Genomic DNA, 24,209 nt, shown 5'->3' on the forward strand with positions numbered 1-24,209 from the left:
GACTCCTCCGTGAACGTCGATCCTGTCCTCAAAGCCCTGATGGCTGCCCTCCACGGTGAGGGTCCCGCCGTCGAAATCGTCTTGGATGAAAACGGCGAACCCCGGGCGGTGCCGGTGGAGACCGGCGTCGAGGATGCCGCAGTGGTGGTCCGCACCTCCGGTTCCACGGGAACACCCAAGGCAACTATCCTGACCGTCGATGCCCTCGCGGCGTCGTCGGTGGCGACCGCCATGGCACTGCGCGGCGAAGGCCAGTGGCTGCTCGCGCTGCCCCTGCAGTACGTGGCCGGCGTGCAGGTGCTGGTCCGCTCCCTTTATGCGGGAACCCGGCCGTGGGTGATGGACCAGACCAACGGCTTCACTCCGGAGGCCTTCACTGCCGCAGCCGAGGAACTGACGGACAAGATCCGGTTCACCTCCCTGGTGCCCACGCAGCTGCAACGGCTCCTGGACTCCCCCGCGCCCGAAACCCTCGCCGTACTGCGCCGCTTCAACGCCATCTTGCTGGGCGGCGCACCGGCGTCGCCCGGCCTCCTGGCAGCCGCCCAGGCCGCGGGCCTGAAGGTGGTCACCACCTACGGTTCCGCCGAAACGTGCGGCGGGTGCGTGTACGACGGCGAGCCGCTGGACGGCGTCGAAATCCGGATCGGCGACGGCGACCTGGAAGGCCGGGTCCTGCTGGGCGGCGACACGGTGGCCGCGGGTTACCTGGATGCTGCCCGCGCGTCAAAGGCTGCGTTCTTCGAAGAGGACGGTACGCGCTGGTACGTCACCGGCGACCTTGGTGAACTGTCCCCGGAAGGCAAACTCACCGTGCTGGGACGCGCCGACGACGTCATCATCACCGGGGGCGTCAAGGCCTCCGCCACGTATATCCAGAGCAAGCTGGAAGAGCTCGACGGCGTCACCGCGGCTTTCGTCGCAGGCGTCCCCTCGCGGGAATGGGGCCAGGCTGTTGCGGCCTACGTGGCCGTCGAGGATCCCAGCCCTGAAGGAATCAAGGGTTTCACGGCCCGGCGGGAAGCCGCCCTGGGCGTCCTGGCCCCGAAAACAGTGTTGGCCGACAAGGAATTGCTGATGCTGCCGAACGGAAAACCGGACAGGCTGGCCATGATTGAACAGCTTTCCAATCTGCATCAGGGACAATAGACAAGTTCTTCCCCCAACTGAGATCAAACGCGAAACACACGAGGTACTACACGTGGCGACAGCTGCACAATGGATCCAAGGAGCCCGGCTCCGCACCCTGCCCGCGGCAATAGCGCCGGTCCTGATCGGTTCGGCAGCGGCGTACGAGCTCCATGCTTTCCGGCTGCCGAACGCGATCCTCGCGGCGCTTGTCGCGCTTCTGCTGCAGATCGGCGTCAACTACGCCAACGACTACTCCGACGGCATCCGCGGAACCGATGAGGACCGGGTCGGCCCGCTGCGCTTGGTCGGTTCCGGGGCAGCGAAGCCGGAACAGGTGAAGTGGGCGGCCTTCGCCCTGTTCGGCGCTGCCATGCTGTGCGGCCTCATCCTGGTGATCATTACCCAAACGTGGTGGCTCATCCTGGTGGGCATCGGTTGCGTCCTGGCAGCGTGGGGTTACACGGGTGGCAAGAACCCCTACGGCTACATGGGCCTGGGTGATGTGTTCGTGTTTGTGTTCTTCGGACTGGTGGCCACCCTGGGTACCACCTACACGCAGGCCGGCCAGGTGAGCCTGGCCGCAGTCATCGGCGCAATAGGTACCGGCCTCATCGCCTGCGCCTTGCTCATGGCCAACAACGTACGGGATATCCCCACGGACACCGCGGCCGGAAAGCGGACACTGGCAGTCCGCCTGGGTGACCGTCATGCCCGCGAAAGCTACGTGCTGATGCTGGCCGTGTCCATCCTGCTGGTGATCGTCCTGGCGCCCACGAAGCCCTGGATGTTGATCGTGCTCCTGCTGATCCCCGCCTGCCTCATGCCTGCATGGCTGATGGTCAACGGCAAGAAGCGCAAGAGCCTCATCCCGGTGCTCAAGCAGACCGGCCTGATCAACCTCGGCTACAGCCTGTTGTTCTCGCTCGGGCTCATTCTGAGCCGCGGCTTCTAGGCTCCACAAAAAGCGAACGCCCCCGGCAATGTGCTGAGGGGCGTTCGCTGTTTCAATTCTTAGGCCGCGCCGGGGCGCTTGTCGTTATTGACGGCAATGTCCGGGTTCTTCTCCACCAGGCTGTCCTCAGCTTCGGCGTCTTCAACCTCGCCGGCGGTGCGGATGGGCTTGGCGCGCCCGGAGAAACGCTCGCGCATCGCCGCCGTGGCTTCGTCGCGCTGCTTCTGGAAGAACAGGTAGCTGATGGCGAAGGCCATGAGCCCTGCGAAGATGGCCGCAGGCAGCAGACCCACCTGCAAAAGGGCGAAGATGATGAACAACGGCACGAACAGCGCCAGGCGGATGAGGGAATACTTCAGGAAAGCCACCATCCAAGTTTAGCCGCCCGAATGGTTGCACTCTGGTCACGGCCCAAAGAGGGCGTCCAGCGAACGGCTTCCGGGCACTAGACTTGATGCATGCTCCGCGTTATAGGCGTCGTCGTCGTTCTTGTTGTCTTCGTCTATGCCCTGGTGGATGTCATACGCACTGACCGGCACCAGACCCGCGGCATTTCGAAGACCGCGTGGATCATCGTGATGATCGTCCTGCCGTTGCTGGGTGCCGTTCTGTGGTTCATTTTCGGCCGTCCCTACAACAAGCCCACGGCCACCCCCGTAAGGCGCCACCCCACCGCACCGGACGACGACCCCGAGTTCCTCCGCAATCTGGAGACCCGCCGTCGCAACCAAGCCGAAGAGGACCGCCTGAAGAAGCTCAAGGCGGATCTCGAAGCCAAGGAACGCAAACTCCGGGACACGTCATCAGGCACGGACGATGCCCAACGCGGTGAGCCGGATACGCATGATACCGACGAGCTGAAGTAGGCAAACATGGCCCAGCAAGCTGATGGTTCACGGCAGTCACCCTCCACGCCATCAGTCAGCGGGCCACCGGCGCCACCCCAGCGCCCGGGCATGTCCCTTTCCTCTCCGCCGCCCATCCCTGCAGCGGTAAAGCCTCCCGGCCCGGCCCGGTTGTCCCGTTCTCTGTGGCTGGCAAGTTTCGTGGCCGGCATCGCTGTGGTCTTCACGGGGTTCCTTGGCCGCGACGCCCACTTTGAACGCTTGAAGGGCGTTATCCAGTCCATGGTCCCGGACGGCGACGCCAACTCCGTCGAGGGGGCCGCCGCCGTCGTATTCCTCGGCAGCCTGGCCATGATCGCCGTGGTGGTCGCGATGGAAGTAGTCCTCTTGGCGATCCTTTTCAGGCGACGCACGTGGCCCCGTTGGGCCTTGGCTCCCCTGCTCCTCCTCCACGCCGTCGTCACCGTGATCACCGCTGATTATGTGGTGGCTCCGGGCAATGACGGCGTCATGGCCATGGTGCTTCTCGCCGCGCAATTCATCCTCGCTGCAGCCGGCCTGATTCTGCTTTTCCTGCCGTCGACGACAGCCTGGCTGCTCAGCGGGCGGCGGGCATAGCCGCCAGGATACCTTCGCAACTGCGCAGGACAACCCGGCAGGCTTCCACCGCCGAAGGCTCGACCAACAACGGGTTTTCCGCGATCTGCCGCCAACGGTCAAGGGCCCTGCGGGTTTCGCGCGCGATCTCCTCCGCGTCCGCGTCCGGGGGAAGTCCCAGCCTCTGGAACGGAAGGTTGCCGCGGCCGCCCACCAGTCGTTCCGCGTCCTCTGCCTGCCCGGGTGGCAGGACCATACCACCTGTCCGCAGCGAGCCCAAGAGCTTGAGTTCGCGGAATTCGTGCGCGCCGGCGAGCAACTCCTCCAGCGCCGGTTCGAGGACTGCTGACTGGCCGGGTTGGGAGCCGCGCAGCAGTGACTCCAAACCCACGACGGCGGCACGCGCCTTGAGTGCGTCGGCCCGCGTTTGGAACAAGGAGGCCACTGTGTCCAGCAGGCGGCCGAGTCCGCTGCGTCGCGCGAGTTCGTGCGCCAGTTCCGTCGGGTTGGTGATTCCGCCCCGGATCAGGGCCACTGCCAGCCTGATCCCGAACAGCCCGAACCGTTGAACCAGGGAAGCCTTCAGGCCGGGCTCCATGCCTTCCGGTCCGGCCGCGCGGACAAAGCGGTCAACAGAGAGCATCATCCTTTCGCGCTGGTTCCGGTCCATGCGCGCCAGGAGCATGAGGGCGTCCACGTCGCCCTGGCGCATGGTCCTGGAGCTCTGCGCCAGCAGTCCCGCCACGGGTACCACTCCCAGTGCGAGCGGTTTGAGGTTTTCGTCCCGGCTGTATCTGTCGGCAATCACGGCAGCGGAAATGAGCGAATCTATCCTGCCGGCACCTATCTCATCCGCGCGTGACAGGACAGCGAGGGCATTGACCGTCCCGGACTTCCCGGCGGCGGTGTCCTTGAAGGATTCGAGGAACCGGACATCCGAGGCGTGCAAATGACGCATCAGGTAGATGACGGCGTCCGCAGCGGTGGGAGCGTCTTCGGGAAGCAGGAAGGCCGTGGACCTCCCGGATACATCCTTGGACAGGGAAGCGATGCCAGGGGTGTCGATCAAGGTGAGATCCCGGAGGCTGGCTGCCGGCCAATCAACCACGAGCTTTTCCACGTCCTCCGCCTGGAATTCCCCCAATGAAAACACCAAGTGGCCATCTTCACGGCGCACTGGCAGCGCCTGCGGCCCGCCTACCGAGGGGTGCAGGGTGATACGGGGAGCGTGCCCGTAGCGGTACCACGTGACGATCTTCGTGCACTCACCGGCGTCGGTAGGAGCGATCTCCTCGCCGATGATGGCATTGAGAAGGGTGGACTTTCCGGCTTTGACCATTCCGGCCACCGCAATGCGCAACGGCCCGGCAAGGCGTTGGTCGAGGTCGTCCAGGACAGCCAGGGCAGCCGGGTCCCCCTGGAAGACCTCCCGCGCTTGCCGGAGCAGCTCCGCTGCGCCGGCGATTCCCGATTCGATCATCCCGCCGGAACCGCGGACGACGCCGGAACGGCGTGCTGTCCTCCGGCCCCTTCTTCCTGAAGTTGCCGGGCAACCGCGTGCAAGGTTTCCACGGCTTTGAGCTGGTTCTTGATCTCCTTGATCCGCAGGTCCCGCTCGGCAGCGTAGGTGGCTGCCGCCTTCTGCGCCGCAGCCACGGATTCGGTGAGGGAACGGTGGTGTTCCTCTGCGATGTCGGTGAAGTGATCCCGGGTGGCCCGCTGAACCAGCCGCAACCGGTCCTTGAGTTGCTTGCCCACCTGGAACACGACGTCGTCCACCTGCTTCCGCACCAGGAGTTTGGCCTCTGCCTGCCGACGTTTCAGCCGTGCTTCCTGCTCCTCCCGATACGCTTTCCGGCCCAGCATGAGCCCGGCCCCCACAGACAGCGGGTTGATCAGGGCCAAGCCAAACAAACCCGTCAAGAGGCCAAACATCAGCACCCCGCCGTAGGACCCGCGCATGCCGATCAGAACCTTCTGCACAGGTCCCATACGGCCATCTTCCATGTCCTGGATTTCTGCCACGGGGTCAAGCACTCCGCCGGTGTCGGCAACGTGGAGGGCAGGCAAAGCCACTTCGTCTTCGGAAAAATGCTCTGCCACCTGTCCGGCCAGCCACTGTGCCCGCTCGCTGGTCCACACGAAAGTGTCGGACACGGCGGCGGCAACGCTTTGTTCAAGCCACTTGGCGAACTGTTCCCACGCGGGACCGGGATCGCCCTGGTCAATGGCCGCCTCGGCTTCGCGTTGTATTCGCCGAAGACGGTCCTTGAGGTCATATTCCATGTCCGCGATGAGATCGCCAATGCCGTCATTCAGGGTGGTCTGCCATCGGGCGGACTTCTTCCGGAGCGCGTCGGCATCGTCCTTGGCCGCTTTCAGGCCCGCGATCATCTGCGGTGTGTCTTCGGGATTTTCCAAGGCCCCAAGTTCCGACCGCAACGCCAGCATGAGGTTCCCCGTAACCGACACCAGGTCGTTGCCTACGGACCGGCGCTGGATGAGGGCCGCCTCAGCAACAATGGCGTTTCGCAGGTAGGAGACCAGCTCCGGGAATCCGGATTCGTTGTTCAATTCGGCGTCCTGGAGCCTCGCGGCCTCGAGCCGCAGCTCCGAAGAGACAGGAAACAGGGGGATGTCCGGCCCGACGTCGGCCAGGTGGCCCTTGTCCAGCTCAGCGATCTGGCGCCATGCCGGATAGAGGTCTGTTTTGGACAGCACGCAGGCTACGTTGGGACTCACGCGCATGGCTTGCCGGAGGAAGCGCATTTCCGGTTCTGTGTACTCCTGGGACGCATCGGAGACAAACAGCATGGCATGTGCCGAGGGCAATGCCGTGAGCGTGGTCAGGGTGTGGCTTGAGCCAAGTCCTCCCACTCCCGGGGAATCCACAATGCAGAGCCCGCCTGACAGGAGCTTCCTGGGAAGGGCGACCTCCGCTGCAACGATGTTCCTGGCATTTCCCGGGTTGCCCTTCTCGGAGACGAAGTCCGACAATTCGGCCAACGGCACGGGCTTGCGCTCAAGGCGCGATTCACCGCCGTCGATGTCCGTAAAGCTGTCCGGCCCGGGGGGATCGGCCGCAGGGACGAGGACAACCGCCGACGCCGGATCACCTTGCCTTACCAGCGTGGGAACGGTGGTGGCGATGTCGTCATCCACCGGGCACACAGGGGCGTTGACCAAAGCGTTGATGAGCTGGCTCTTCCCTTGTTTGAACTCGCCCACCACAATCACCCTGACGCTGGGGTCCTGGAGGCGTCGGAGCGTGTTGTCCAAGCGCCGCCTGAGGTCGTTCCGCTCACCTGCCAGTGCTATCCCGTGCTCCACAAGGGTGGTCATGCGTACTGTTTCCGCCACGGTTCTTCCTTTGCTCACATGCCGCCCCTTGTCCGGGGGCCACGAAGTGCCCGGCAGGAGGGGGTCCACCTGCCGGGCACTGCTGGGGTTTCGCGCTTGTGCTTGCAACTCCTGCGCGGAGGGTGCTGCCTCAGTCGATGTCGACGTCGTTCTTGGCAACCACCACCGAATCATCAATGTCGTTGTACTCGACATCGAGTTCGTTATCCGCCACAACAACGTTGTCCTCGACGTTGGTGTAGTCAACGTCGACGTCGCCTACGGTGGTGGAGTTGTCCTCGGTGTAGGTCAACTCGTTGTCGGCCACAACGATGGAATCGTTGATGACGTTGACGTCGTCCACTTCCACGTTGGTGGAGTAGTCCGGCGAGTATTCCAGGTCCAGTTCGTTGTCCTGGACCACCACGGAGTCGTTCACCACTTGTACGTCCTCCAGATCGACATCCACGTCCGTGGAGTTGTCGTTGAACGAGTCCGTGGCCGTGTTGGTGGTGTTGGTTGTGGTGGTCGTGTTCGTTGTGTTGGTGGTATTCGTTGTGTGGTTGGAGTTGTCCTCGTTGAACGAATCCTCGATCTCCACGTCCACGTCAACATCGGTGTTGTACGAATCCTCGGTGTTGTAGGAATCGTCGGTGTTGTACGAGTCCTTGGTCACCGAATGATCCGAGTAGTCGTTGCCCACCGAGACATCGTTGTTGTTGCCGCTGGTGTTGACGTTGACCGAGTTGTCCACGGTGTGGTCATCGTTGTTCGTGGTGGTGGTTGTGGTCGTGGTGTTTCCGGAATTCGTGACATCGTCGCCGGCGGCAATGGCACCATCACCGGAGGCGATCACGGCGTCCTGGTTGAACATCTGGGAGACATCTCCGTTGGCCCAGATGTTCTGGTTCACCGACTGGTCCGTGATCGTGTCGCGGTCATCGATGGTGGTGGTGTAGGAGTAGTTGTTCACCACGTGGACGAGTTGCTGGACCGCATGTGCATGGTCGTCGTGCCCGCCGCCCCAACCACCGCCGGCACCGCCACCGCCGCCGCCGTGATCGTCGTCGTGGTCATGACCGTCGTGCCCGCCATCCCAACCACCGCCGGCACCGCCACCGCCGCCGTGATCGTCGTCGTGGTCATGGTCGTGGTCATGACCGTCATGCCCGCCATCCCAACCACCGCCGGCACCGCCGCCGCCGCCGTGATCGTCATCGTGCTCCGGGCGTCCGCCGCCACTCCAGCCGCCGCCATCGTGCTCGGGCCGTCCGCCGCCGGTCGTAGCGTGGTTTCCTCCGGTGTTGTATTCACGGTCGAAGGACGACCGGGCATTGATGGGTGCGTAGTCGAGGACCACGGGGCGGACGGCGTCGACATCTGCGGAGGAGACATCCCGCAGGCCCGCAGCGGCGAGGGCCGCTTCGGGATCGCGTACAAAGTCTTCTGCGGCGTCAGGATCGTTGAACAGGCTCATCAGGAACTGCACGAGCTGTTGTGCGAGTGTTGGCATTGGAGTGCTCCCTCAAATTCTGTGGTTTTTCGAAATTGGCCCGGCGCCTTTGCCGGGCTTGCATTCAACGTATTGCCGGGACCGAAGACCGGGCATCGGGGGTGGTCCCCCTACCCCATGCCCTGCCGTTAGGGGATTGCCGGGTTTTCCGTTAGGGGGCTGAGGGGGTCCCGCTTACGGAGGGGGGTACCCCTCCCCCAACGCCAGGCGCAGGCGGACCAGCAGCTCTGAACGGTTTTCCGCTCCCAAGCGACGCCGCATGCGCGCCACATGGTGTTCCGCGGTGCGGGGCGAGATGTAGATGGCCTCGCCGATCTCGCGGTAGGTCTTGCCTTCCAGGATGAGCCGGGCGACCTCGCGCTCCCTGGGGCTGAGCCCGGATGAATCCTGAACCCCCGGACTCCCGTACTCCCCGGCAAGTGCATGCAAGGAGACGTCAGCTTGTGAAGCGCCGGCCAGCTCCTGAGGCGGGGCCGATGGGGAAACCCCTTGGGGGTGGATGTCCCGGGCACAGGCAAGGAGCCGCACCATGTCCCGCCGCTCTTCGGCGTGCGCAGCGGCATGGCCGGCCAGCCGTGCGCCTTCCCAGGGCAATCCGACCGAGGCCAAACCACGGGCGGCGGTTTCGACGTCGGACGCTTCAAACCGTGCGGCCAGGACCGAAACCCAGGCTTTGCCCGCTGCGGCGAGCACGGACGCCAGGTGGCTGTGTTCGGAGGCACGCACCAGCGCAGCAGCGTGGGGAGCGAGTTCGGCCGGGCTCTCGCTAAGAAGGGCTGCCTGCACTCCAGCCCAATGCAGGGGTACCGACCATAATGGGGCATCCCCCAGCCGGCCAAGGAAGTGCCAGACACCGTCCAGGTAATGCCCCACCCGGCGGGTCTCCCGCAACCGTGCGGCGGCGATCATGAGCTCTCCCCAGGGCAGGAGACTGAACAGGTCCACTGACACGTGCATCATTGCCTCGCGGGCCCGCTCCCACGCCAGCAGCAGCTCGTGGACTTCGCTGCCGCGTCGTGCCAAACCGACATCCAATGCAGCCAGCAGGAAATCATCCCTCGGCGCCAGGGGCCAGTGGTTCGCTTTCACTGCTTCGTTGATGGCCAAGCGGGCTTCGTCCGGGTTGTCCTGCTGCATGGCGGTCCAGGCCTGCAACAGGAACAGCCTGGGACGGGCAGTATTGCCGCCCTGCCCGGCGGCAAGCGCTGCCTTGAGGACCATATCGGCGATGCCGGCTTCCCCGGTGTGGAGGGCGCACAGCGCGGCAAGGGCCGCCGGTGTCTCCACAAGGGGAATCGACGTGCCGGCCGCGTTCATCATGTCGGAGGCCCTGATGAGCTCGGGCAGTGCGATTTGCGGCGTGGGTCCCAGTGTTTGACGAAGTCCCTGCTGGGTCAATGACAGAGCCACAGCCAGGAGTGTAGGTGAGCCCTCCGGCGAGGCAGCAGCCGCCAACTGACCGGCGCCCGCAACGTTGCCTGAACCAATCATGGCCACGGCTGCAAGGGGCGCCGACCCGTCGATCCTGTCCCGCCCCAGCCAGGTGTACGTGTCCGCGCTCCGGGAGAGCATGCCCCGCTGTGCCCAAACAGCCGCAGCAACGTCAACTCCCAGGCGGATGTGAGGCGCCTCCGGCGTTGCCAGGAGCCGGTCCACTATCCTGCCGGCAGTGTCCAGATCGCCCAAGGCCGCCGCTGCCTGCGCCCGCCTGGCCGCGGTGGTGGTCTCCTGTCCTCCGGCGAGAAGTGCTTCTGCATAGAGTTCGGCCGCCAGGCCGGGCTCGGAGTCCAGAACCCCCTCCGCGGCACGCTCCAGCTCCGCGACGATCCGTGGATCCTGGAACCCGTTCTGCGCAAGCTGCCGGGCAACGTCGCCCAAAGGACGGCCCTCTGCCGCGGTCCTGTCCACCAGTTCCCTCTGCAGGGCCCGGATGCGCGCCGGCGCTGTGCTCGAGAGCAAGGCATAGTGGACGGTCCCAACCACTGATCCATCAGGCGATATCAGCCCGGCGTCCCTTGCCACGTGGATGACCGAGTCCAGGTCTTCGCGGTGTTCAAGGCTGCCGGGCAGAAGGGAGTGGAGGGAAAAACCCAAGGACAGCGCCAGCAGCAACTCCTGGACTGCGGCGGGCTGACCGGACAGTTCAGGGCCCGGCGCCTCCCCCGGGGCGTCGGCCGGGAGGCCGGACGGCTGCTCATCCCGCCCGGGCGGAAAATGCCGCGGCCGGTGGTCCTGTCCCGTCATGGGTCAGACCGCCGGAGTCAGTGCTGGATCCGGGGCCGGACTTGTCTCTGTTGGCAGGGGCTCCGGGGCGACAGTGGCCGGCGGGATGGTGGGCTCAGGCTGCACTGTTGGTTCAGGCGACGGTGGAGCAGGGTCCTGGGTCACTGTGGGTTCTGGCTGCGGCACCGTGGGTACCGGCGATGGGGTAACCGGGTCCGTCGGTATGACAGGTGGCGTGGAAGGATCGGTTACCGGCGGCGGCACAGTGGGTGGCGTCGTTGCCGGTGGTGGTGTGGGTCCGCTGGCGGCCCCACCTGTAGGCTCCGGGGTGGGCGTCGCCGCCGGAGGGTTGCTGGAGCCGCTTCCGGGAGTCCCCGGCGTCGTGGTTCCAGTGGCAGCCCCGCCTGTAGTGGCAGCCCCGCCTGTCCCGGCTGCACTGCCTGTCCCGGCCGCACCGCCTGTCCCGACCGCACCGCCTGTCCCGGCCGCACTGCCTGCTCCGCCGGTACCGGCTGTCTGGCCTTGGGCGGCCCCCGGTCCCGCACCTGAGCCGCTTCCCGTGCTTCCCGACCGTGCCGGGCTCTTTCCGGTCCCGGTCCCCGCTCGCGTCACTCCTGCGCGGGCACTGGCCTCAAGTCCCGCCGTCGGACCTCCCACCGCCGGTGCCGCACCCGGGGCGGCACCGCCCCCGCCGTTGGCTTGGGCTGCGGCAACCGGCGAGCCGTCGCCGCGCATGACGTCGGCAGCCTGGTTTCCGAACATGGACGCCAGAATGCCGCTGCCTTCAGGGCTCTGCGCCGCCGTGGCGGTGGCAATGGTCAGCGCAGTTGCTGCTGCAACCGCCGCTGCGGCCAGGCGGACGTGGGAGCGGTGTGCGCCCCCGGGAGCGACCGCGGCTTTGACGGCACCGAGGTGGGGCCTGGAGCCGGCGACGTGCGGCCGCGCAGTCTTCGCCCGCTTGGCAACGCCACGTCCTTCCATCACCGTCGCCGGGGCAGCCTCAGCTTCGGCCGCTTCCAGATCTGCTGCAGTTGCGGTACCCAGACCCGCGACAGCGGCGCCAAGGCAGATGGACGACTTGGGATCGGCATCGACGGCGATCGGACGGTCCAGTTCCACCGAAATCATTTCCGCCACCAAGGGAATGCGGGACGAGCCGCCGATGAGCAGCACGGTACTCAGGTCCCCGGGCTCAAGGTGGATGCTGCGCAGGCTCCGCTCGAGAGCGTGCACGGTTTCCCGGATGGACGCCTCGATCAGGGCCTCGAACTCGGACCGCACCAGCCGCAGGGTCCGCTGGGTTCCCGGCAGCGCGACGGCGATACTGGCCTCGCTGTCCATGGACAGCGCTTCCTTGGCTTCGCGGCACTCCCGCCGCAGCCTGGATAACGCTGCCTTGCTTTCCGGCGCCTCCGGCTCGAGTCCCTCCAAGGCGTCCCCGAGGTGACCCATGACGTGGCGCAGAACGGCGGCGTCGAAATCGGCGCCGCCAAGGGTTTCAATGCCGTCGGGACGGCCCAGGAGTTCGAAGCTGCCGGCGCCCGCCTTGCGCAGGACCGCGGTATCGAACGTTCCGCCGCCAAGGTCATACACGGCGATGGTGCTGCCGTCCTCCACGCGGGTTTGGGTGGCGTAGTGCAGGGCGGCGGCAACTGGTTCGCTGATCAGGGTGACATCGTGCAGGCCCGCAACGTTCAAGGCGGCGAGGACCGTCGAGGTACGGTGCGCGCCCCACGCTGCGGGGTGCGTCATGATGATCGACGACGGCAGACTCCCCTCCCGCTCTTCGGCCCTGTCCACCACCCATCGGGCCATGGTGGCGTACACGTCCTCGGGCGACATCCAGCCCTCACCCACAGCGAGTGGAACGGAGTCGCCTATACGGCGCTTGAATTCCCTGACCATCCGCCGGGGATCGTCCAGGCCCCGGCGTTCAGCCGCCTCGCCCACCAATATCCGGCCGTCGTCCGCGTAGAAAAGCACCGAGGGCACAGTGCTTCCATGGATCCCAAGGGGCAGGATTTCAGGCGTGGGTGCGGCGCTCCGCCCAGGATTGATAAGAGCTGCGGCGGTGTAACTTGTCCCGACATCAATGGCGAGAACATAGCTCATGGGTACCTCGAAAGTTCACATGGCACGACGCAAGCGAGCTGCTTCACTAGCGGGTCTTGAACAAGTTAGCACCTGCTCCGGACACGCAAAAGGCTTAATTGCTACACCGAATTGTCAATTTCCCGAGGCCGCTGATGACTATTGAAGTAAAGCTCCTGCTCAGCGCCGGATTGGACCTTAGAGGCCGGAGTAGGAATGCAAGCCGTTGAAAACGGTATTTACCAACGTGAAGTTGATGATGACGCAGGCGTATCCGACGATTGACAACCACGCTGCACGGGTGCCTGTCCAACCACGGGTGGCACGGGCGTGCAGGTAGCCTGCGTAGACAACCCAGATCACGAAGGTCCAGACTTCCTTGGGATCCCAGCCCCAGAACCGGCCCCAGGCCTTCTCGGCCCAGATCGCGCCGAACATGAGCGTGAACGTCCAGCCAATGAACGCGATCGCGTTGATGCGGTAGGACAGGTTCTCCAGGCTCAGGGCGTTGGGAACCACGCGCATGAAGGCCAGGTTGTCTGCGCGGCCGGCCGCCAGGTTCTTCTGCCGGTACGACTGCAGCAACTGCAGGACGGACATGGCGAAGGTCAGGGTGAACAAAGCGGATGACAGGACCGCGATGGAGACGTGGATGATGAGCCAGTAGCTCTGCAATGCGGGGACCAGGTGGCCAACCGGGGTCCAGAAGGACACCGACGCAGCCACCAGCATGATGATAGCCAAGCCCAGCACGAACGTGCCGAGGAACCGCAGGTCGCGGCGGATCAGCGTGATCAGGAAGACGGCCACGGCAACGAAAGCGCCCGTGGTGAGGAATTCATACATGTTGCCCCACGGCACGCGGCCGGCGCCCAATGCCCGGGTCACCACTCCTGCGCCGTGAATCAGCACGCCAAGCACCGTCAAGGCCACTGCCACGCGAGCGGGAACGCGCCGTTCGGCCGTGTACCGCATGTCGCCTGCCGCAGTCCCGCCTGCATGGGTGGGGCCCGACGTCGGACGCTCGGCCCGGCCGGCCGGCCCGCCGGCGTCGGGACCTGACAGGGCAGCCCCAACGCGACCGGCTGCAACGCTGACCTTTTCGCTGGTGGACCTGGCTGCTGCCTTCAAATCCACTGCCTGGAAGGTCTTGCTGCTCTTCGCCAGATCCCAGGCAAAGGCGATGAACGCCACGGTGTACGTGCCGGCGGCCAACAGCATGAACAGCTCGCTGTACTGGCCCAGGGTTTCGTTGATGGCTGGCATTACTGGTCCTTCGAGGTTGAGGAAGAGACGGTTCGAGGTGCGGGAGGCTCCGGTGATTCCGGGAGGTTCCATTCGCGGGCAAAGATTTCACGCAGTGCTGCGGCTTCTCCGGCGAGGCGGTGGTCTTCACCGCGTGCCAGCAAGCCGTACTCCACCATGGTGCGCCCGTCCTGGTGGGTTCCGGTGCGGACCCAGACCCGGCGGCGGTTGACGTAGAGGGAAACCATCAGGCCACCCACCGCCAGCAGGCCGAAGATAAGGGCGTACAGCTGGCCGGGGTTGTGGTGGATGTCAACGCCGATGTACTTCTTGACACTGTCGAAGGTGATGCTTCCCTTACCTTCGGGCAGAGTTGCGGTCTGGCCCAAACCGAGCACGATGCCGCCGGCCTCGAGCTTGCGCCCGTTCAGCTGGGTAAGGTTCTTGACGTCCAGCTCAAAGACATTCTGGGGCGTTCCCTCATCCAGGCCCAGGTCGCCGTAGTAGGAATCCAGGTTCAACTGCGGGTTGGCCAAAGCGGGGTCGGCACTGAAGGAGATTCCTTGTTCCGACTCGAAGGCGGTCGGCAGGAAGAAGCCGTTGAAGCCAAGCTGGTCGGGAGTGCCGTCCGGGACCTTGATGACCACGGACGAGTAGTAGTTGGCTCCCTGGACCTTCGCAGTCACCGGACCCTGGAAAGCCACGTTGCCGTCGCCGTCCCGGACCGTGACCACGGGTGCATAGCCGTTGCCCGTGAGGTACAGGCTTGTTCCGCCCAGGGAAATGGGGTCGTTGACCTTCAGCACTTCCTTCTGTTCGGGCGCGCCTGGGTCTTCCTTGGTGGTGACCTCGGCCGTGTAGTCGATCGGCTGGCCGGTCTTCTTTGGCGACTCCCGGTCGAACGTTGCCTGGAACTTGTCCAAACGGACCGAGTACGGCTGCAGCGAGCTGCTTTGGAAGTTGGTGCCCGGGGTGAACTGGTCATAGCCAACCAGGGTGTTGACGAAAGTTTCGCCTTCGACCAGGATGCGCTGGCCGCTGTATCCGAACAGGCCGCCGATGGCCACGGACACCAGCACGCCGATCAACGAGGTGTGGAACACCAGGTTACCGACTTCCTTCAGGAAGCCACGCTCGGCACCCAGGGACGGCAGGGCGCCGTCGGCGTCGCGTACGTCGACGCGGTAACCGCGCTTCTTGAGCAGCCCGGCGGCATCGTTGATGGCTTTCGACGCCGGGATCCCGGCGTCGGCGGGCAGCGCCAGGGTGCCGTACTCCGGAAGCCGTGAAAGGCGCTTGGGAGTGCGCGGCGGCTGTGACTTCATGGCTTTGTAGTGCGCAATGGCGCGGGGGGTCACGCAGCCGATCAGCGAAATGAACAGCAGAATGTAGATGGCCGAGAACCAGGCGGATGAATAGACGTCGAACATCTGGAGGGCATCCAGGAACGGCCCGGTTGCAGGGTTGTTCTTGATCCACTCAGTGACCGTGACAGGGTTGGCGGCGCGCTGCGGGAACAGCGAACCCGGCACTGCACCCACGGCCAGCAGGAGCAGCAGGAACAGCGCTGTACGCATGCTCGTCAACTGGGTCCAGGCCCACCTGAGCATGCCCTTGAATCCGAGCACGGGTACCGCGGCCTCAGACTTGGCCTGCTGGAGTTTTCCTTCCGCTGTGGTGGCGCCTTCAGCGGATGGTGACTTCTTCTTGGCTTTCACGGACTCGCTCATCAGATTGGCAACTTCACGTCATTTTGGAACCAGTACTGCAACCCGGTCACCCACTGGCCCCACACACCGGTGGTCATCAGGATCCCGAGCAAAATCAGGATGCCTCCGCCGATCCGCTGGATGGCCAAACGGTGCTTGCGGAAGAAGGACATGACGCCCATCCCCCGGCGGACGGCCAGAGCGATCAGGAGGAACGGGATGCCCAGGCCAAGGCTGTAGATGAACGCCAGGAGTGCACCTTTGGCCGCCGACGATCCGCCGGACAAGCTCAGTAACTGTACCGCGGAGTAGGTCGGGCCAATGCATGGTGCCCAGCCCAAACCGAACGTGAGTCCAAGCAGCGGCGCACCCCACAGTCCGGCCGGCGGTTTGGCGTGGATCTTGGCATCACGCTGAAGCCAGCCGAAGCCGCCCATGAACACGACGCCCATGACGATCACCAGAAGGCCCAGCAGCTGCGTGATCCAGGCGTTCTGCGGGCCCGTCAGCAGCGTCCCGAGCTGGCCGAAGGCGCCGCCCAGGAGCACGAAAATTACGGAGAATCCAAGGACAAACAGCCCGATCCCCGCCAACATCCGGCCACGCCGCTGCTTTTGCAGGTCGACGCCGGTCAGCCCGGTGACGTACCCCAGGTACCCGGGTACCAACGGCAGCACGCACGGCGAGAGGAACGAAACCAGCCCGGCCAGCAATGCGACCGGCACGGCCAGCAGCAGGGAACCGTTGAGGATGGTCTCGGCGAAAGGACTGTTCACGGCGACTACTCGCCCACGGCTGAGGTGATGAGGGCCTTCAAGGTGCTCTTTTCAATCTCGCCAAGCACGCGGGAGGCAACTTTGCCTTCCTTATCAAGGACCAGGGTTGTGGGGACGGCACCGGGCGGGACGATGCCGGACACGGACAGCAGCACGGACCCGTCCTTGTCGTTGAAGCTCGGGTAGGTGAGGTTGAACGTCTTGTCGAAGGCCTCAGCGGTGGCCTTTTCATCGCGGAGGTTCACGCCGAAGAACTGGACGCCCTGGTCCTTGAATTCCTGGTGCAGCGCTTCAAGCTGCGGCGCTTCGATCCGGCAGGGAGCGCACGCAGCAAACCAGAAGTTCAGGACCGTGACCTTGCCCTTGAGGTCCTCGGGCTTGACTTCATTTCCGTTGAACAGGGTGCCCTTGAGGGCTACGGGCGCTGCGCGGTCGGCTTTGGCGAATTCCGTCACCGAGCCGTCGCCGGCCACATAGTTCTTGTTGTCGCCCGCCTTTGCCTGCTCCGCAAGGGAGTCCTTCTGGGCGCATGCGGAAAGCCCCATGGTCAGTCCCGCCAGCAGGACACCGCCGGCGGTAAGAACGCCTCGACGTGAAAGGTTGTTGTCCATGTCTTCCTATGCCCCCGGAGTGCTGGCCGCACCGGGAAGCAGCGCGGCGGCAGGTTCGCTGTACTCAACCCGGATAATCCGGCCGTCGTCGTCGAGCGTCAGGGACGTAAGCGACGTCAAAGTGCATTCACGTTTGCGGGGATCGTGCGCCAGGCGACGGCCCTCAGCCGTGAGCCGTGTCGACCAGATCGGCAGCTGGTGGCTGACCAGGATGGCTTCGGCGCCGTCCCCGCCAAGTTCGATTGCCTTGACGCGGGCATCCTCAACTGCAGCCAGCACGCGGGCTGCCTGCTCCTTGTACGGCTCGCCCCAGGAGGGCCGCATCGGATTCCGGAAGTAGAACCAGTGCTTGGGCTTCAGGAACTCGCTCTTGGTGGGGTGGAGTCCCTGGAAGTGGTTCTCGGCTTCGATGATGCGCGGCTCGACCGTGATTTCGAGGTTCAGTGCTTCCGCCGTCGGCATGGCCGTCTCCTGGGCACGCGTCAACGGAGAGGCCACCAGATGGACTATCTTCGCACCCTCGGCGGCGCGGGCAACAAAGTGGTCGGCCAGCATACGGGCCATCTCCCGGCCACGCTCGGAGAGGTGGAACTCCGGCAGGCGACCGTAGAGGACGCCGTCGGGATTGTGGACCTCGCCATGGCGAAGCAGATGGACAGTTGCTTGGGGCATGTTTACCAGTTTCTCAAAGAAGCGGGGCGATCCGAAATCTTCTACCGCAAGTAGAACTCAAAGTTTTCCGTAAATGTTCCGTGGAGTTGGAATAAAAGATGCATATGCATGTTTATACTAGACACGAAGCTCGGTTGACGCTTCAAGCAATTGGTTCAACCGGGCAAGCACGCAGTACCTTCCACTACCTATAGGAGCAACAACCATGATGACCCTCCCCGCTTCCGTCACCACCGGCACCTGGACCCTCGACGCTTCCCACAGCGAGATCGGCTTCACCGTCCGCCACGCAGGCATCAGCAAGGTCCGCGGCCAGTTCAAGGACGCTTCGGCCACTTTGGAGGTCGGCGAAACCCTGACGGACTCCAAGGTCTCCGCAACCATCCAGACCGCCAGCTTCGACTCCGGCGATGTCAACCGCGATGGCCACGTCAAGGGCGAAGACTTCTTCGACGTCGAGAAGTTCCCGGAAATCACCTTCGTGTCCCGCCACGTCAAGGCCAACGGAAACAGCTTCGACCTCGTGGGCGATCTCACAATCAAGGGCGTCACCAAGGAGGTCTCCATCGAGACCGAATTCAACGGCGTTGCAGTAGACCCGTTCGGCAACACCCGCGCAGGCGTCTCGGGCGAAACCACCATCAGCCGCAAGGACTTCGGCCTTACCTGGAACGCAGTCCTCGAAGCCGGTGGCGTCTTGGTCAGCGACAAGGTCGTCATCAACCTCGAACTCGCGTTCATCGCTCCAGCCGCAGCCTGATTCCAGAACATCCCGGACGGCGTCCCTGCCCAGCTTCGCGCTGCAGGGGCGCCGTTTCGCATAAACATGAGTCACCCGGCCATTGTTCGGCAAACACCCTGTATTTAGCTGCGAGTTGGCTCGGAATTTCCTATGCAACCTTCAACCTGCGGTCTACAGTGATGCCATGAGTACCCCAGATGAAGCACCTCAGCCACAGCAGCCCGGCCCCCAGCCACCGCAGCCAGGCAATGTTCCTCCTGCGGGCTACCAACCTCCCGGCGGTTACCAGCCTCCCCAAAGCGGATCTGTTCCGCCAGGTGGCTACCAAGGGCAGCAAGGTTACCAACCTCCCCCTGCCTACCAGCAGCCGGGACAACCCGCCTACACAGCACCGGCCGGCCCGAACCCCGCACCGCCCGCCGGACTCGGCTATAACGCGCCTCCGCGGAACGTCTTCGGTTTGGACTTCAACAACATCGCCCAGAGATTCCGTGACACCACGGGCGTCCCTAAGACCCTCACCACGTCCTACTGGCTGTGGATTGCCGCAGCGGCACTGGGCGTCATCGCCAACTTCGCCAATATCTTCATCTACCGCGACTACTTCGGAGCCCTGGCCATCGGGACGGGGATCTTCAACTTCGTCTTCAGCATCATCATGGCCGCCGTCTACGCCTTCATCGCCATCCGCATGAAGGAGGGCGCCCGGTGGGCCCGGCTGGTCCTCTCCATTTTGGGCGGCTTCGCGGTCTTCTCCCTGCTGTTCCTCCTGATCACTTTCAACCTCGGGCTGCTCAGTTCTGCGGCCGCTGTTGCCGCAGCAATCATGATGTGGCTCCCGGAATCGCAGAAACACTTCGTTTAGCACTTGCTGAGCATGAAGGCCGCGGCCGGATCCCCTGGGATTCCCGCGGCCTTCATCATGAAGACGTACGCCAACATGATGATTTTCCCTGCCCTCTTGAAATTCCTGCGTGTGGTATGCAGCGGCGCGGGACCCTGGGGGTACGGTGGAAGCAGAACCACGCTGGGGGCAGGGTCACTTTGCTGATCCCGGCGGCCGTACCTGCAGTCGAACCCGGGCGACTCCAACCAGCCTGAGCAGCCGGGCACGCAGCCCGCTGCACCACAGTACGGCCAGCAGTCCCCACCGCCGGCAGCTCCGCAATATGGCCAGCCTGCAGCACCACAGTACGGCCAGCAGTCCCAGCCGCCAGCGGCCCCGCAGTACGGCCAGACCGGCGCTTCGCCCTATGGCCAGGCGCCCCAGTACGGTCAGGACACCAACTGGCCGAGCCAGCAGCCGGGTCCTGCCACAGTCCCGCAAATGGTCAACATCGCCTTCTGGTTGATTGTCGGCGCAGGCGCAATCTGGCTGATCTCCATCCTTATTTCCATGGCGGCACTGAACGACCCCTCCTTCAGGAGCATGTTCGAAGACCAGATGTCGGCCGGCGGCGCCGCGGATGTCCGCTTTGAAGACGTCCAGGGCTTCATCGTCGGCGTCATGATTGCACTCGGTGTCATTGGTGCCGGCCTGTACGCACTCGTTGCCATCAACGTCCGCAAGGGCAAGAACTGGGCTCGCATCCTCGGCACGGTCCTCGCCGCGCTCTCGATCTTTGCCCTCGTGCCGCTCAGCCTGGCGACGCTTTCAGCACTGCTCGGAATCGTAGCGATCGTCCTGCTGTACCTGCCGGCGTCGGCTCCGTACTTCCGCAAGACACCGCAGTTCGGAAACCCGTACCAGACTCCCTCCGGACGCTAAAGCGACAGGGTTCCAAACACACCACTACGGGCGCGGACCCGGCGAAGGCTAAACAGCCTGGCCCGGGGTCTGCGCCCGTTGTGCGTGGTAGGCAAGAATCTGCAGCTCCGTGGCCATGTCCACTTTCCGCAGATTCACGTGCGGCGGAACTTGCAGGAGCACCGGAGCAAAGCTCAGGATGCTCCTGATGCCGGCAGCAATAACCCGGTCACACACTGCCTGCGCCACCGTGGCCGGCAGGGCAAGCACCACCATGTTCGTGTGGGTTCGCTCCAGGACCCGCTCAAGTTCGGCTGAGTCGCTGACGCGCAGCCACCCTACCTCGTTGCCTATCACCATGGGGTCCGCGTCGAAGATGGCTACGACGTCGAATCCCCTGGACTCGAAGCCACCATACCGGGCCAGGGCCTTGCCGAGGTTGCCGGCACCGACGATGGCGACTTTCCAGTCATGGGTCAGACCCAGCGCCGCGGCGATGTGACGGCTCAAGTACTGGACTTCATAGCCGACCCCGCGCGTGCCATACGAGCCTACGTACGAGAGGTCCTTGCGGAGCGTGGAGGAACTGACGCCTGACGCCTCGGCCAGCGCTTCGGAGGAGACGCGCTCAACTCCTTCGGCCAAGAGCGAGTTCAGCGCACGCAAATAGAGGGTCATCCGGGCCACAGCCGCGGGCGGGATCTGCTTTGCCGCAGGTTCGTTGTCCCCGGATAGTGCTTCCGCGGACGGTTCCAGCGCAGTCACGGTATTCTCCATTGCGTCGCTTTGTTGTTCCACTCTATGACCCCCGGCCGGACTCAACAAAAGCCGCTACATACGGGCAAGGCCACCCTCAGCCCTCCAGGGCTTTCTTCAAGGTGCGGGTCAGCCGGGCCTCGTCGATCTTCCAAAAATCGCGCTGGACACCGTTCACCAGCACCACCGGAATCTCGTCCGCGTACCGCTCCTGAAGTTGGGGGTCGGCGTCGATCCGCTGTTCAGACCAGCTCAAGCCGAGGCCCGCAGTAACGCGTTCGACGGCGGCGCGGGCCTCCGTGCAGAGGTGGCAGTCAGCTTTGGTGAGGAGGACGACGTCGGGAGTAGCCATGTGATTAACGGTAACCGCCCCGCGATCCTCCATCACACCCCACCCCCTTCAACCCAACCCTCCCTCACACCCCACAGGTAAGGGCCTTCGAGTGCGCCCTCAACGCGGGGTACCCGCCATTGACTAGACTCAAGGCATGCCCGAGGAGAAGAACGTCGCCGTTGCCGCTGCTGCCCAAGCGCAGAAGCACAGCGGCGAAGCTGCTTTCTTCGACGTCGACAACACGTTGATGAAGGGTGCGAGCCTCTTCCACGTCGCACGCAAAATGTATGAACGCAAAGCCTTTACCTTGCCGCAAGCGGCCGGGTTCGCCTGGAAGCAATTTAAGTTCGTGATGCGCGGCGAGAACATGGAGGACGTCCATGCCGTTCGCGACTCGGCCTTGACCCTGGCGGCCGGCATCACCGTAGATGACATCAAAGCCCTGGGCGAAGAGGTCTACGACGAAATGATCGAGTCCCGGATTTGGCCCGGAACGAAGGCTCTCGCAGAGCAACATCTCAGGGTGGGCCGTAAGGTCTGGCTGGTGACGGCGACGCCGATCGAGGTTGCCACCGTAATTTCCACCCGGCTCGGGCTCACCGGTGCATTGGGGACCGTGGGTGAAGTGCATGAGGGCATGTACACGGGGAAATTGGTCGGAGACATCCTGCACGGACCGGCCAAGGCGGTCGCCGTGCAGTTGGTCGCCGACCGGGAGGGCCTGGATCTGGACCACTGCTGGGCCTACAGCGATTCCGCCAACGACATCCCGCTTTTGACAATGGTGGGGCACCCCGTCGTCATCAATCCTGACGCCAAGCTGCGACGCCATGCCCGCGACAACAACTGGCCCGTATACGACTTCCGGTCCGGCCGACGCGCGGCAACCCTCGGCCTCAAAGCCGCCACCGTCGGAGGGGCGATCTACGGCCTGTGGCGCGGCTTCTCACGATTCCGCGGCCCCCGCCTCTAGCGTCGCCAAACCCTCCCTCACATCCCCACTGCTTGAACCAAACCCTCCCTCACATCCCCACGGCTTGAACCAAACCCTCCCTCACATCCCCACGGCTTGAACCAAACCCTCCCTCACATCCCCACGGCTTGAACCAATCCCTCCCTCACGTCCCCGGATGAGGGCAGACCCGCCTGTGGATAACTTCTGCGCTCACAGCCGGATCCGGGTAACAATGCCGTATGCAGATACCGAAACCCGTTCCGTCCCAACTGGGATCCGCTCCGTTCACTCTTGACGAGGCCAAGGCTGCCGGTCTCGCGCACCGCAATCTCTGGAACCGCGTCAGCATTGAAGCAGTGAGTAAAGGTATCTACCGGCCGTCGGATTGGGACTTCGAACTTGAAGCAGCTGCCCGATCGCTCTCGGTCGCGAGTCCAGGCGCCTGGATTTCGCATGTCACTGCCGCCCGGCTGCACGGCTTGCCGCTCCCTCCGTGGCTCGCCGGTTCCAATGAGCTGCACCTGAGCAAGCCTCGAAATCTGCCGGCCGTGCGGCGAAAGGGCGTCTCCGGGCATAGCGTCGTAGTGGCGGAGAGCGAGGTCGAGTTGGTCCGAGGGTTTTGGATCAGCACCCGGTCCCGGACCTGGCTGGATTTGGCCCGCATATTGCCGTTGAAGGAACTCGTCTGCGTCGGAGACCAACTCATCCGCGTACCCAGGCCCGAATTTGAACAACGGGACACAGCGTTTGCAACCATTGCTTCCCTCCGCTCGATGGTGGAGCTCCACAAGAACCTTCAAGGTGTTGTGCGGGCTCGGGAAGCAATCGACCTGATGCGGGTAGGCGCTGACTCAGCCCCCGAGTCGCTGCTTCGTCTCGCGATGCTTGACGACGGTCTTCCGGAACCCGAACTGCAACTTCGGCTCCGGCTGGCCGATCCCCTCTCTCCTTCTGCCGACCTCGGTTACCGGGAGCGTCGGATCGCTATCCAGTACGACGGCGGCCATCACCTCACGGAGGAGCAGATCTTTAGCGATCGGCGCAGGGATAAAGCGTTCGAGGCTGCCGGGTGGACGGTTCTCATCTTCGGGAAGGACGACCTCGCAGACAATTTCGCAAAGGCTACCCGGCAGATAAAGAGGGCGTTGCGGCAAGGATGGGTAGACCCCGCAGTCCGTTCCGGCTTCGCACGGCCCCGGACGTGAGCAAGCATCACCACCAAACCCACGGAACGTGAGCAAGCGCCACACCCAAACCCGCGGAACGTGAGCAAGCGCCGCACCCAAACCCGCGGAACGTGAGCAAGCGTCACACCCAAACCCACGGAACGTGAGCAAGCATCACCACCAAACCCACGGAACGTGAGCAAGCGCCACACCCAAACCCGCGGAACGTGAGCAAGCGTCAGGGATGCAAAAATGCCCGCCACCTCGAGAGGCAACGGGCATTCACGCTTGATGAAGTATCTCTACTTCTTATTGCGGCGCTGGTGGCGAGTCTTGCGAAGCAGCTTGCGGTGCTTCTTCTTGGCCATACGCTTGCGGCGCTTCTTAATAACTGAACCCACGAAAGTTCCTTACAAACTAGAAGTTCCTGTCTGTTGGAACACATCCGCGGAAGCAGACAAGTACAACTGACAGATTCTTACATTGACGTAAAACGTTCCTTAACAGAGTACCGCTTCAAAGGGGTACCCCATGACCACGGTCCGTTGGACGGACCCCGGCAGCCTCAGGCGGTCTCGGATTGTCCGTCCACCACAGCACCTTTGAGGTACTGGGCCACGGCTTCTTCGGGGACCCGGAAGGAGCGGCCAAACCTGACGGCCGGCATTTCCCCTGAGTGGACCAGGCGGTACACGGTCATTTTGGAAACACGCAAGACGTCGGCCACTTCAGCCACCGTCATGAATCGCGCATTCGAGAAGTTGGTCTCCGCGGACATTTCCCATATTCCTTTGCTCTCAGCCGA

At 64.0% G+C, this 24,209-nt stretch carries 24 protein-coding genes; 9 read left to right on the forward strand and 15 right to left on the reverse strand.

Annotation, left to right across the window (positions count from 1 at the left end):
- Positions 1-9 precede the first annotated feature (9 nt).
- Positions 10-1,149, forward strand: coding sequence for an AMP-binding protein (locus ACNAOU_RS17635; RefSeq protein WP_422757376.1), 1,140 nt, complete (start codon positions 10-12; stop codon positions 1,147-1,149).
- A gap of 52 nt (positions 1,150-1,201) precedes the next feature.
- Positions 1,202-2,083 carry a 1,4-dihydroxy-2-naphthoate polyprenyltransferase gene (locus ACNAOU_RS17640; RefSeq protein ID WP_018776962.1) on the forward strand — a complete coding sequence of 294 codons (882 nt, stop codon included), beginning with the start codon at positions 1,202-1,204 and terminating at the stop codon, positions 2,081-2,083.
- A 59-nt stretch (positions 2,084-2,142) separates the two neighbouring features.
- On the opposite strand, the gene ACNAOU_RS17645 is transcribed toward ACNAOU_RS17640, so the two are convergent.
- A complete protein-coding gene (locus ACNAOU_RS17645; RefSeq protein ID WP_018776963.1) occupies positions 2,143-2,454 on the reverse strand; it encodes a DUF4229 domain-containing protein in 312 nt (103 codons plus the stop codon).
- An 87-nt stretch (positions 2,455-2,541) separates the two neighbouring features.
- Here ACNAOU_RS17645 and ACNAOU_RS17650 point away from each other — a divergent pair, with 87 nt between their 5' ends.
- Both ACNAOU_RS17650 and ACNAOU_RS17655 read left to right on the forward strand, forming a co-directional pair.
- Complete coding sequence (locus ACNAOU_RS17650; protein ID WP_275776036.1) at positions 2,542-2,949, forward strand: PLD nuclease N-terminal domain-containing protein; 408 nt, start codon at positions 2,542-2,544, stop codon at positions 2,947-2,949.
- A 6-nt stretch (positions 2,950-2,955) separates the two neighbouring features.
- Positions 2,956-3,546: a hypothetical protein gene (locus ACNAOU_RS17655; RefSeq protein WP_422757377.1), complete on the forward strand. Its 591-nt coding sequence runs from the start codon at positions 2,956-2,958 to the stop codon at positions 3,544-3,546.
- Here the strand turns inward: ACNAOU_RS17655 and ACNAOU_RS17660 are convergent.
- The 10 genes from ACNAOU_RS17660 to ACNAOU_RS17705 form a co-directional block, all read right to left on the reverse strand.
- A complete protein-coding gene (locus ACNAOU_RS17660; RefSeq protein ID WP_422757379.1) occupies positions 3,527-5,005 on the reverse strand; it encodes a dynamin family protein in 1,479 nt (492 codons plus the stop codon). The two genes, ACNAOU_RS17655 and ACNAOU_RS17660, sit on opposite strands and share 20 nt — an antisense overlap.
- The gene (locus ACNAOU_RS17665; protein WP_413303694.1) at positions 5,002-6,885 is read right to left on the reverse strand and encodes a dynamin family protein; all 1,884 of its coding nucleotides are present in this window, start codon (positions 6,883-6,885) and stop codon (positions 5,002-5,004) included. The genes ACNAOU_RS17660 and ACNAOU_RS17665 overlap by 4 nt, the downstream gene beginning before the upstream one ends.
- Before the next feature lie 130 nt (positions 6,886-7,015).
- Positions 7,016-8,377, reverse strand: coding sequence for an IniB N-terminal domain-containing protein (locus ACNAOU_RS17670; protein WP_422757380.1), 1,362 nt, complete (start codon positions 8,375-8,377; stop codon positions 7,016-7,018).
- 174 nt (positions 8,378-8,551) lie between these two features.
- A complete protein-coding gene (locus ACNAOU_RS17675; RefSeq protein WP_422757381.1) occupies positions 8,552-10,621 on the reverse strand; it encodes a LuxR C-terminal-related transcriptional regulator in 2,070 nt (689 codons plus the stop codon).
- A 3-nt stretch (positions 10,622-10,624) separates the two neighbouring features.
- Positions 10,625-12,712: an Hsp70 family protein gene (locus ACNAOU_RS17680; RefSeq protein WP_422757382.1), complete on the reverse strand. Its 2,088-nt coding sequence runs from the start codon at positions 12,710-12,712 to the stop codon at positions 10,625-10,627.
- Positions 12,713-12,889: 177 nt separating this feature from the next.
- Complete coding sequence (ccsB, locus tag ACNAOU_RS17685) at positions 12,890-13,957, reverse strand: c-type cytochrome biogenesis protein CcsB (protein ID WP_018776971.1); 1,068 nt, start codon at positions 13,955-13,957, stop codon at positions 12,890-12,892.
- Positions 13,957-15,666, reverse strand: coding sequence for a cytochrome c biogenesis protein ResB (gene resB / locus ACNAOU_RS17690; RefSeq protein ID WP_079580939.1), 1,710 nt, complete (start codon positions 15,664-15,666; stop codon positions 13,957-13,959). The genes ccsB and resB overlap by 1 nt, the downstream gene beginning before the upstream one ends.
- Complete coding sequence (locus ACNAOU_RS17695; RefSeq protein WP_422757383.1) at positions 15,666-16,421, reverse strand: cytochrome c biogenesis CcdA family protein; 756 nt, start codon at positions 16,419-16,421, stop codon at positions 15,666-15,668. Before ACNAOU_RS17695 ends, resB begins: the two co-directional genes overlap by 1 nt.
- 5 nt (positions 16,422-16,426) lie before the next feature.
- The gene (locus ACNAOU_RS17700) at positions 16,427-17,032 is read right to left on the reverse strand and encodes a TlpA family protein disulfide reductase (RefSeq protein WP_018776974.1); all 606 of its coding nucleotides are present in this window, start codon (positions 17,030-17,032) and stop codon (positions 16,427-16,429) included.
- A gap of 6 nt (positions 17,033-17,038) precedes the next feature.
- Complete coding sequence (locus ACNAOU_RS17705) at positions 17,039-17,704, reverse strand: histidine phosphatase family protein (RefSeq protein WP_026267053.1); 666 nt, start codon at positions 17,702-17,704, stop codon at positions 17,039-17,041.
- A 208-nt stretch (positions 17,705-17,912) separates the two neighbouring features.
- On the opposite strand from ACNAOU_RS17705, the gene ACNAOU_RS17710 reads away from it, so the two are divergent.
- From ACNAOU_RS17710 to ACNAOU_RS17720, 3 genes are all read left to right on the forward strand, one after another.
- Positions 17,913-18,464 carry a YceI family protein gene (locus ACNAOU_RS17710; RefSeq protein ID WP_026267054.1) on the forward strand — a complete coding sequence of 184 codons (552 nt, stop codon included), beginning with the start codon at positions 17,913-17,915 and terminating at the stop codon, positions 18,462-18,464.
- A gap of 166 nt (positions 18,465-18,630) precedes the next feature.
- Positions 18,631-19,311: a hypothetical protein gene (locus ACNAOU_RS17715; RefSeq protein ID WP_422757384.1), complete on the forward strand. Its 681-nt coding sequence runs from the start codon at positions 18,631-18,633 to the stop codon at positions 19,309-19,311.
- 462 nt (positions 19,312-19,773) lie between these two features.
- Positions 19,774-20,214, forward strand: coding sequence for a hypothetical protein (locus tag ACNAOU_RS17720; protein WP_422757385.1), 441 nt, complete (start codon positions 19,774-19,776; stop codon positions 20,212-20,214).
- Between the two features lie 48 nt (positions 20,215-20,262).
- Here ACNAOU_RS17720 and ACNAOU_RS17725 read toward each other — a convergent pair whose 3' ends face one another.
- Both ACNAOU_RS17725 and ACNAOU_RS17730 read right to left on the reverse strand, forming a co-directional pair.
- The gene (locus ACNAOU_RS17725) at positions 20,263-20,970 is read right to left on the reverse strand and encodes a redox-sensing transcriptional repressor Rex (protein ID WP_039242779.1); all 708 of its coding nucleotides are present in this window, start codon (positions 20,968-20,970) and stop codon (positions 20,263-20,265) included.
- Positions 20,971-21,046: 76 nt separating this feature from the next.
- Positions 21,047-21,301 (reverse strand): glutaredoxin family protein, encoded by a 255-nt coding sequence (locus ACNAOU_RS17730; RefSeq protein ID WP_422757386.1) that lies wholly within the window; start codon positions 21,299-21,301, stop codon positions 21,047-21,049.
- Positions 21,302-21,437: 136 nt separating this feature from the next.
- On the opposite strand from ACNAOU_RS17730, the gene ACNAOU_RS17735 reads away from it, so the two are divergent.
- Positions 21,438-22,256 carry an HAD family hydrolase gene (locus ACNAOU_RS17735; protein WP_018776983.1) on the forward strand — a complete coding sequence of 273 codons (819 nt, stop codon included), beginning with the start codon at positions 21,438-21,440 and terminating at the stop codon, positions 22,254-22,256.
- Positions 22,257-22,477: 221 nt separating this feature from the next.
- On the forward strand, positions 22,478-23,443 hold the full coding sequence (locus tag ACNAOU_RS17740) for a DUF559 domain-containing protein (RefSeq protein WP_422757388.1): 966 nt from the start codon (positions 22,478-22,480) through the stop codon (positions 23,441-23,443).
- Positions 23,444-23,706: 263 nt separating this feature from the next.
- Here ACNAOU_RS17740 and ACNAOU_RS17745 read toward each other — a convergent pair whose 3' ends face one another.
- Positions 23,707-23,805, reverse strand: a complete 99-nt coding sequence (locus ACNAOU_RS17745; protein WP_003792170.1) for a 30S ribosomal protein bS22 — start codon at positions 23,803-23,805, stop codon at positions 23,707-23,709.
- A gap of 164 nt (positions 23,806-23,969) precedes the next feature.
- Positions 23,970-24,182 carry a helix-turn-helix domain-containing protein gene (locus ACNAOU_RS17750; RefSeq protein ID WP_017199160.1) on the reverse strand — a complete coding sequence of 71 codons (213 nt, stop codon included), beginning with the start codon at positions 24,180-24,182 and terminating at the stop codon, positions 23,970-23,972.
- Positions 24,183-24,209: the final 27 nt, after the last annotated feature.

It is taken from the genome of Paenarthrobacter sp. C1 (assembly GCF_049315185.1).
GTDB classification, from domain to species: Bacteria; Actinomycetota; Actinomycetes; order Actinomycetales; family Micrococcaceae; genus Arthrobacter; species Arthrobacter nicotinovorans.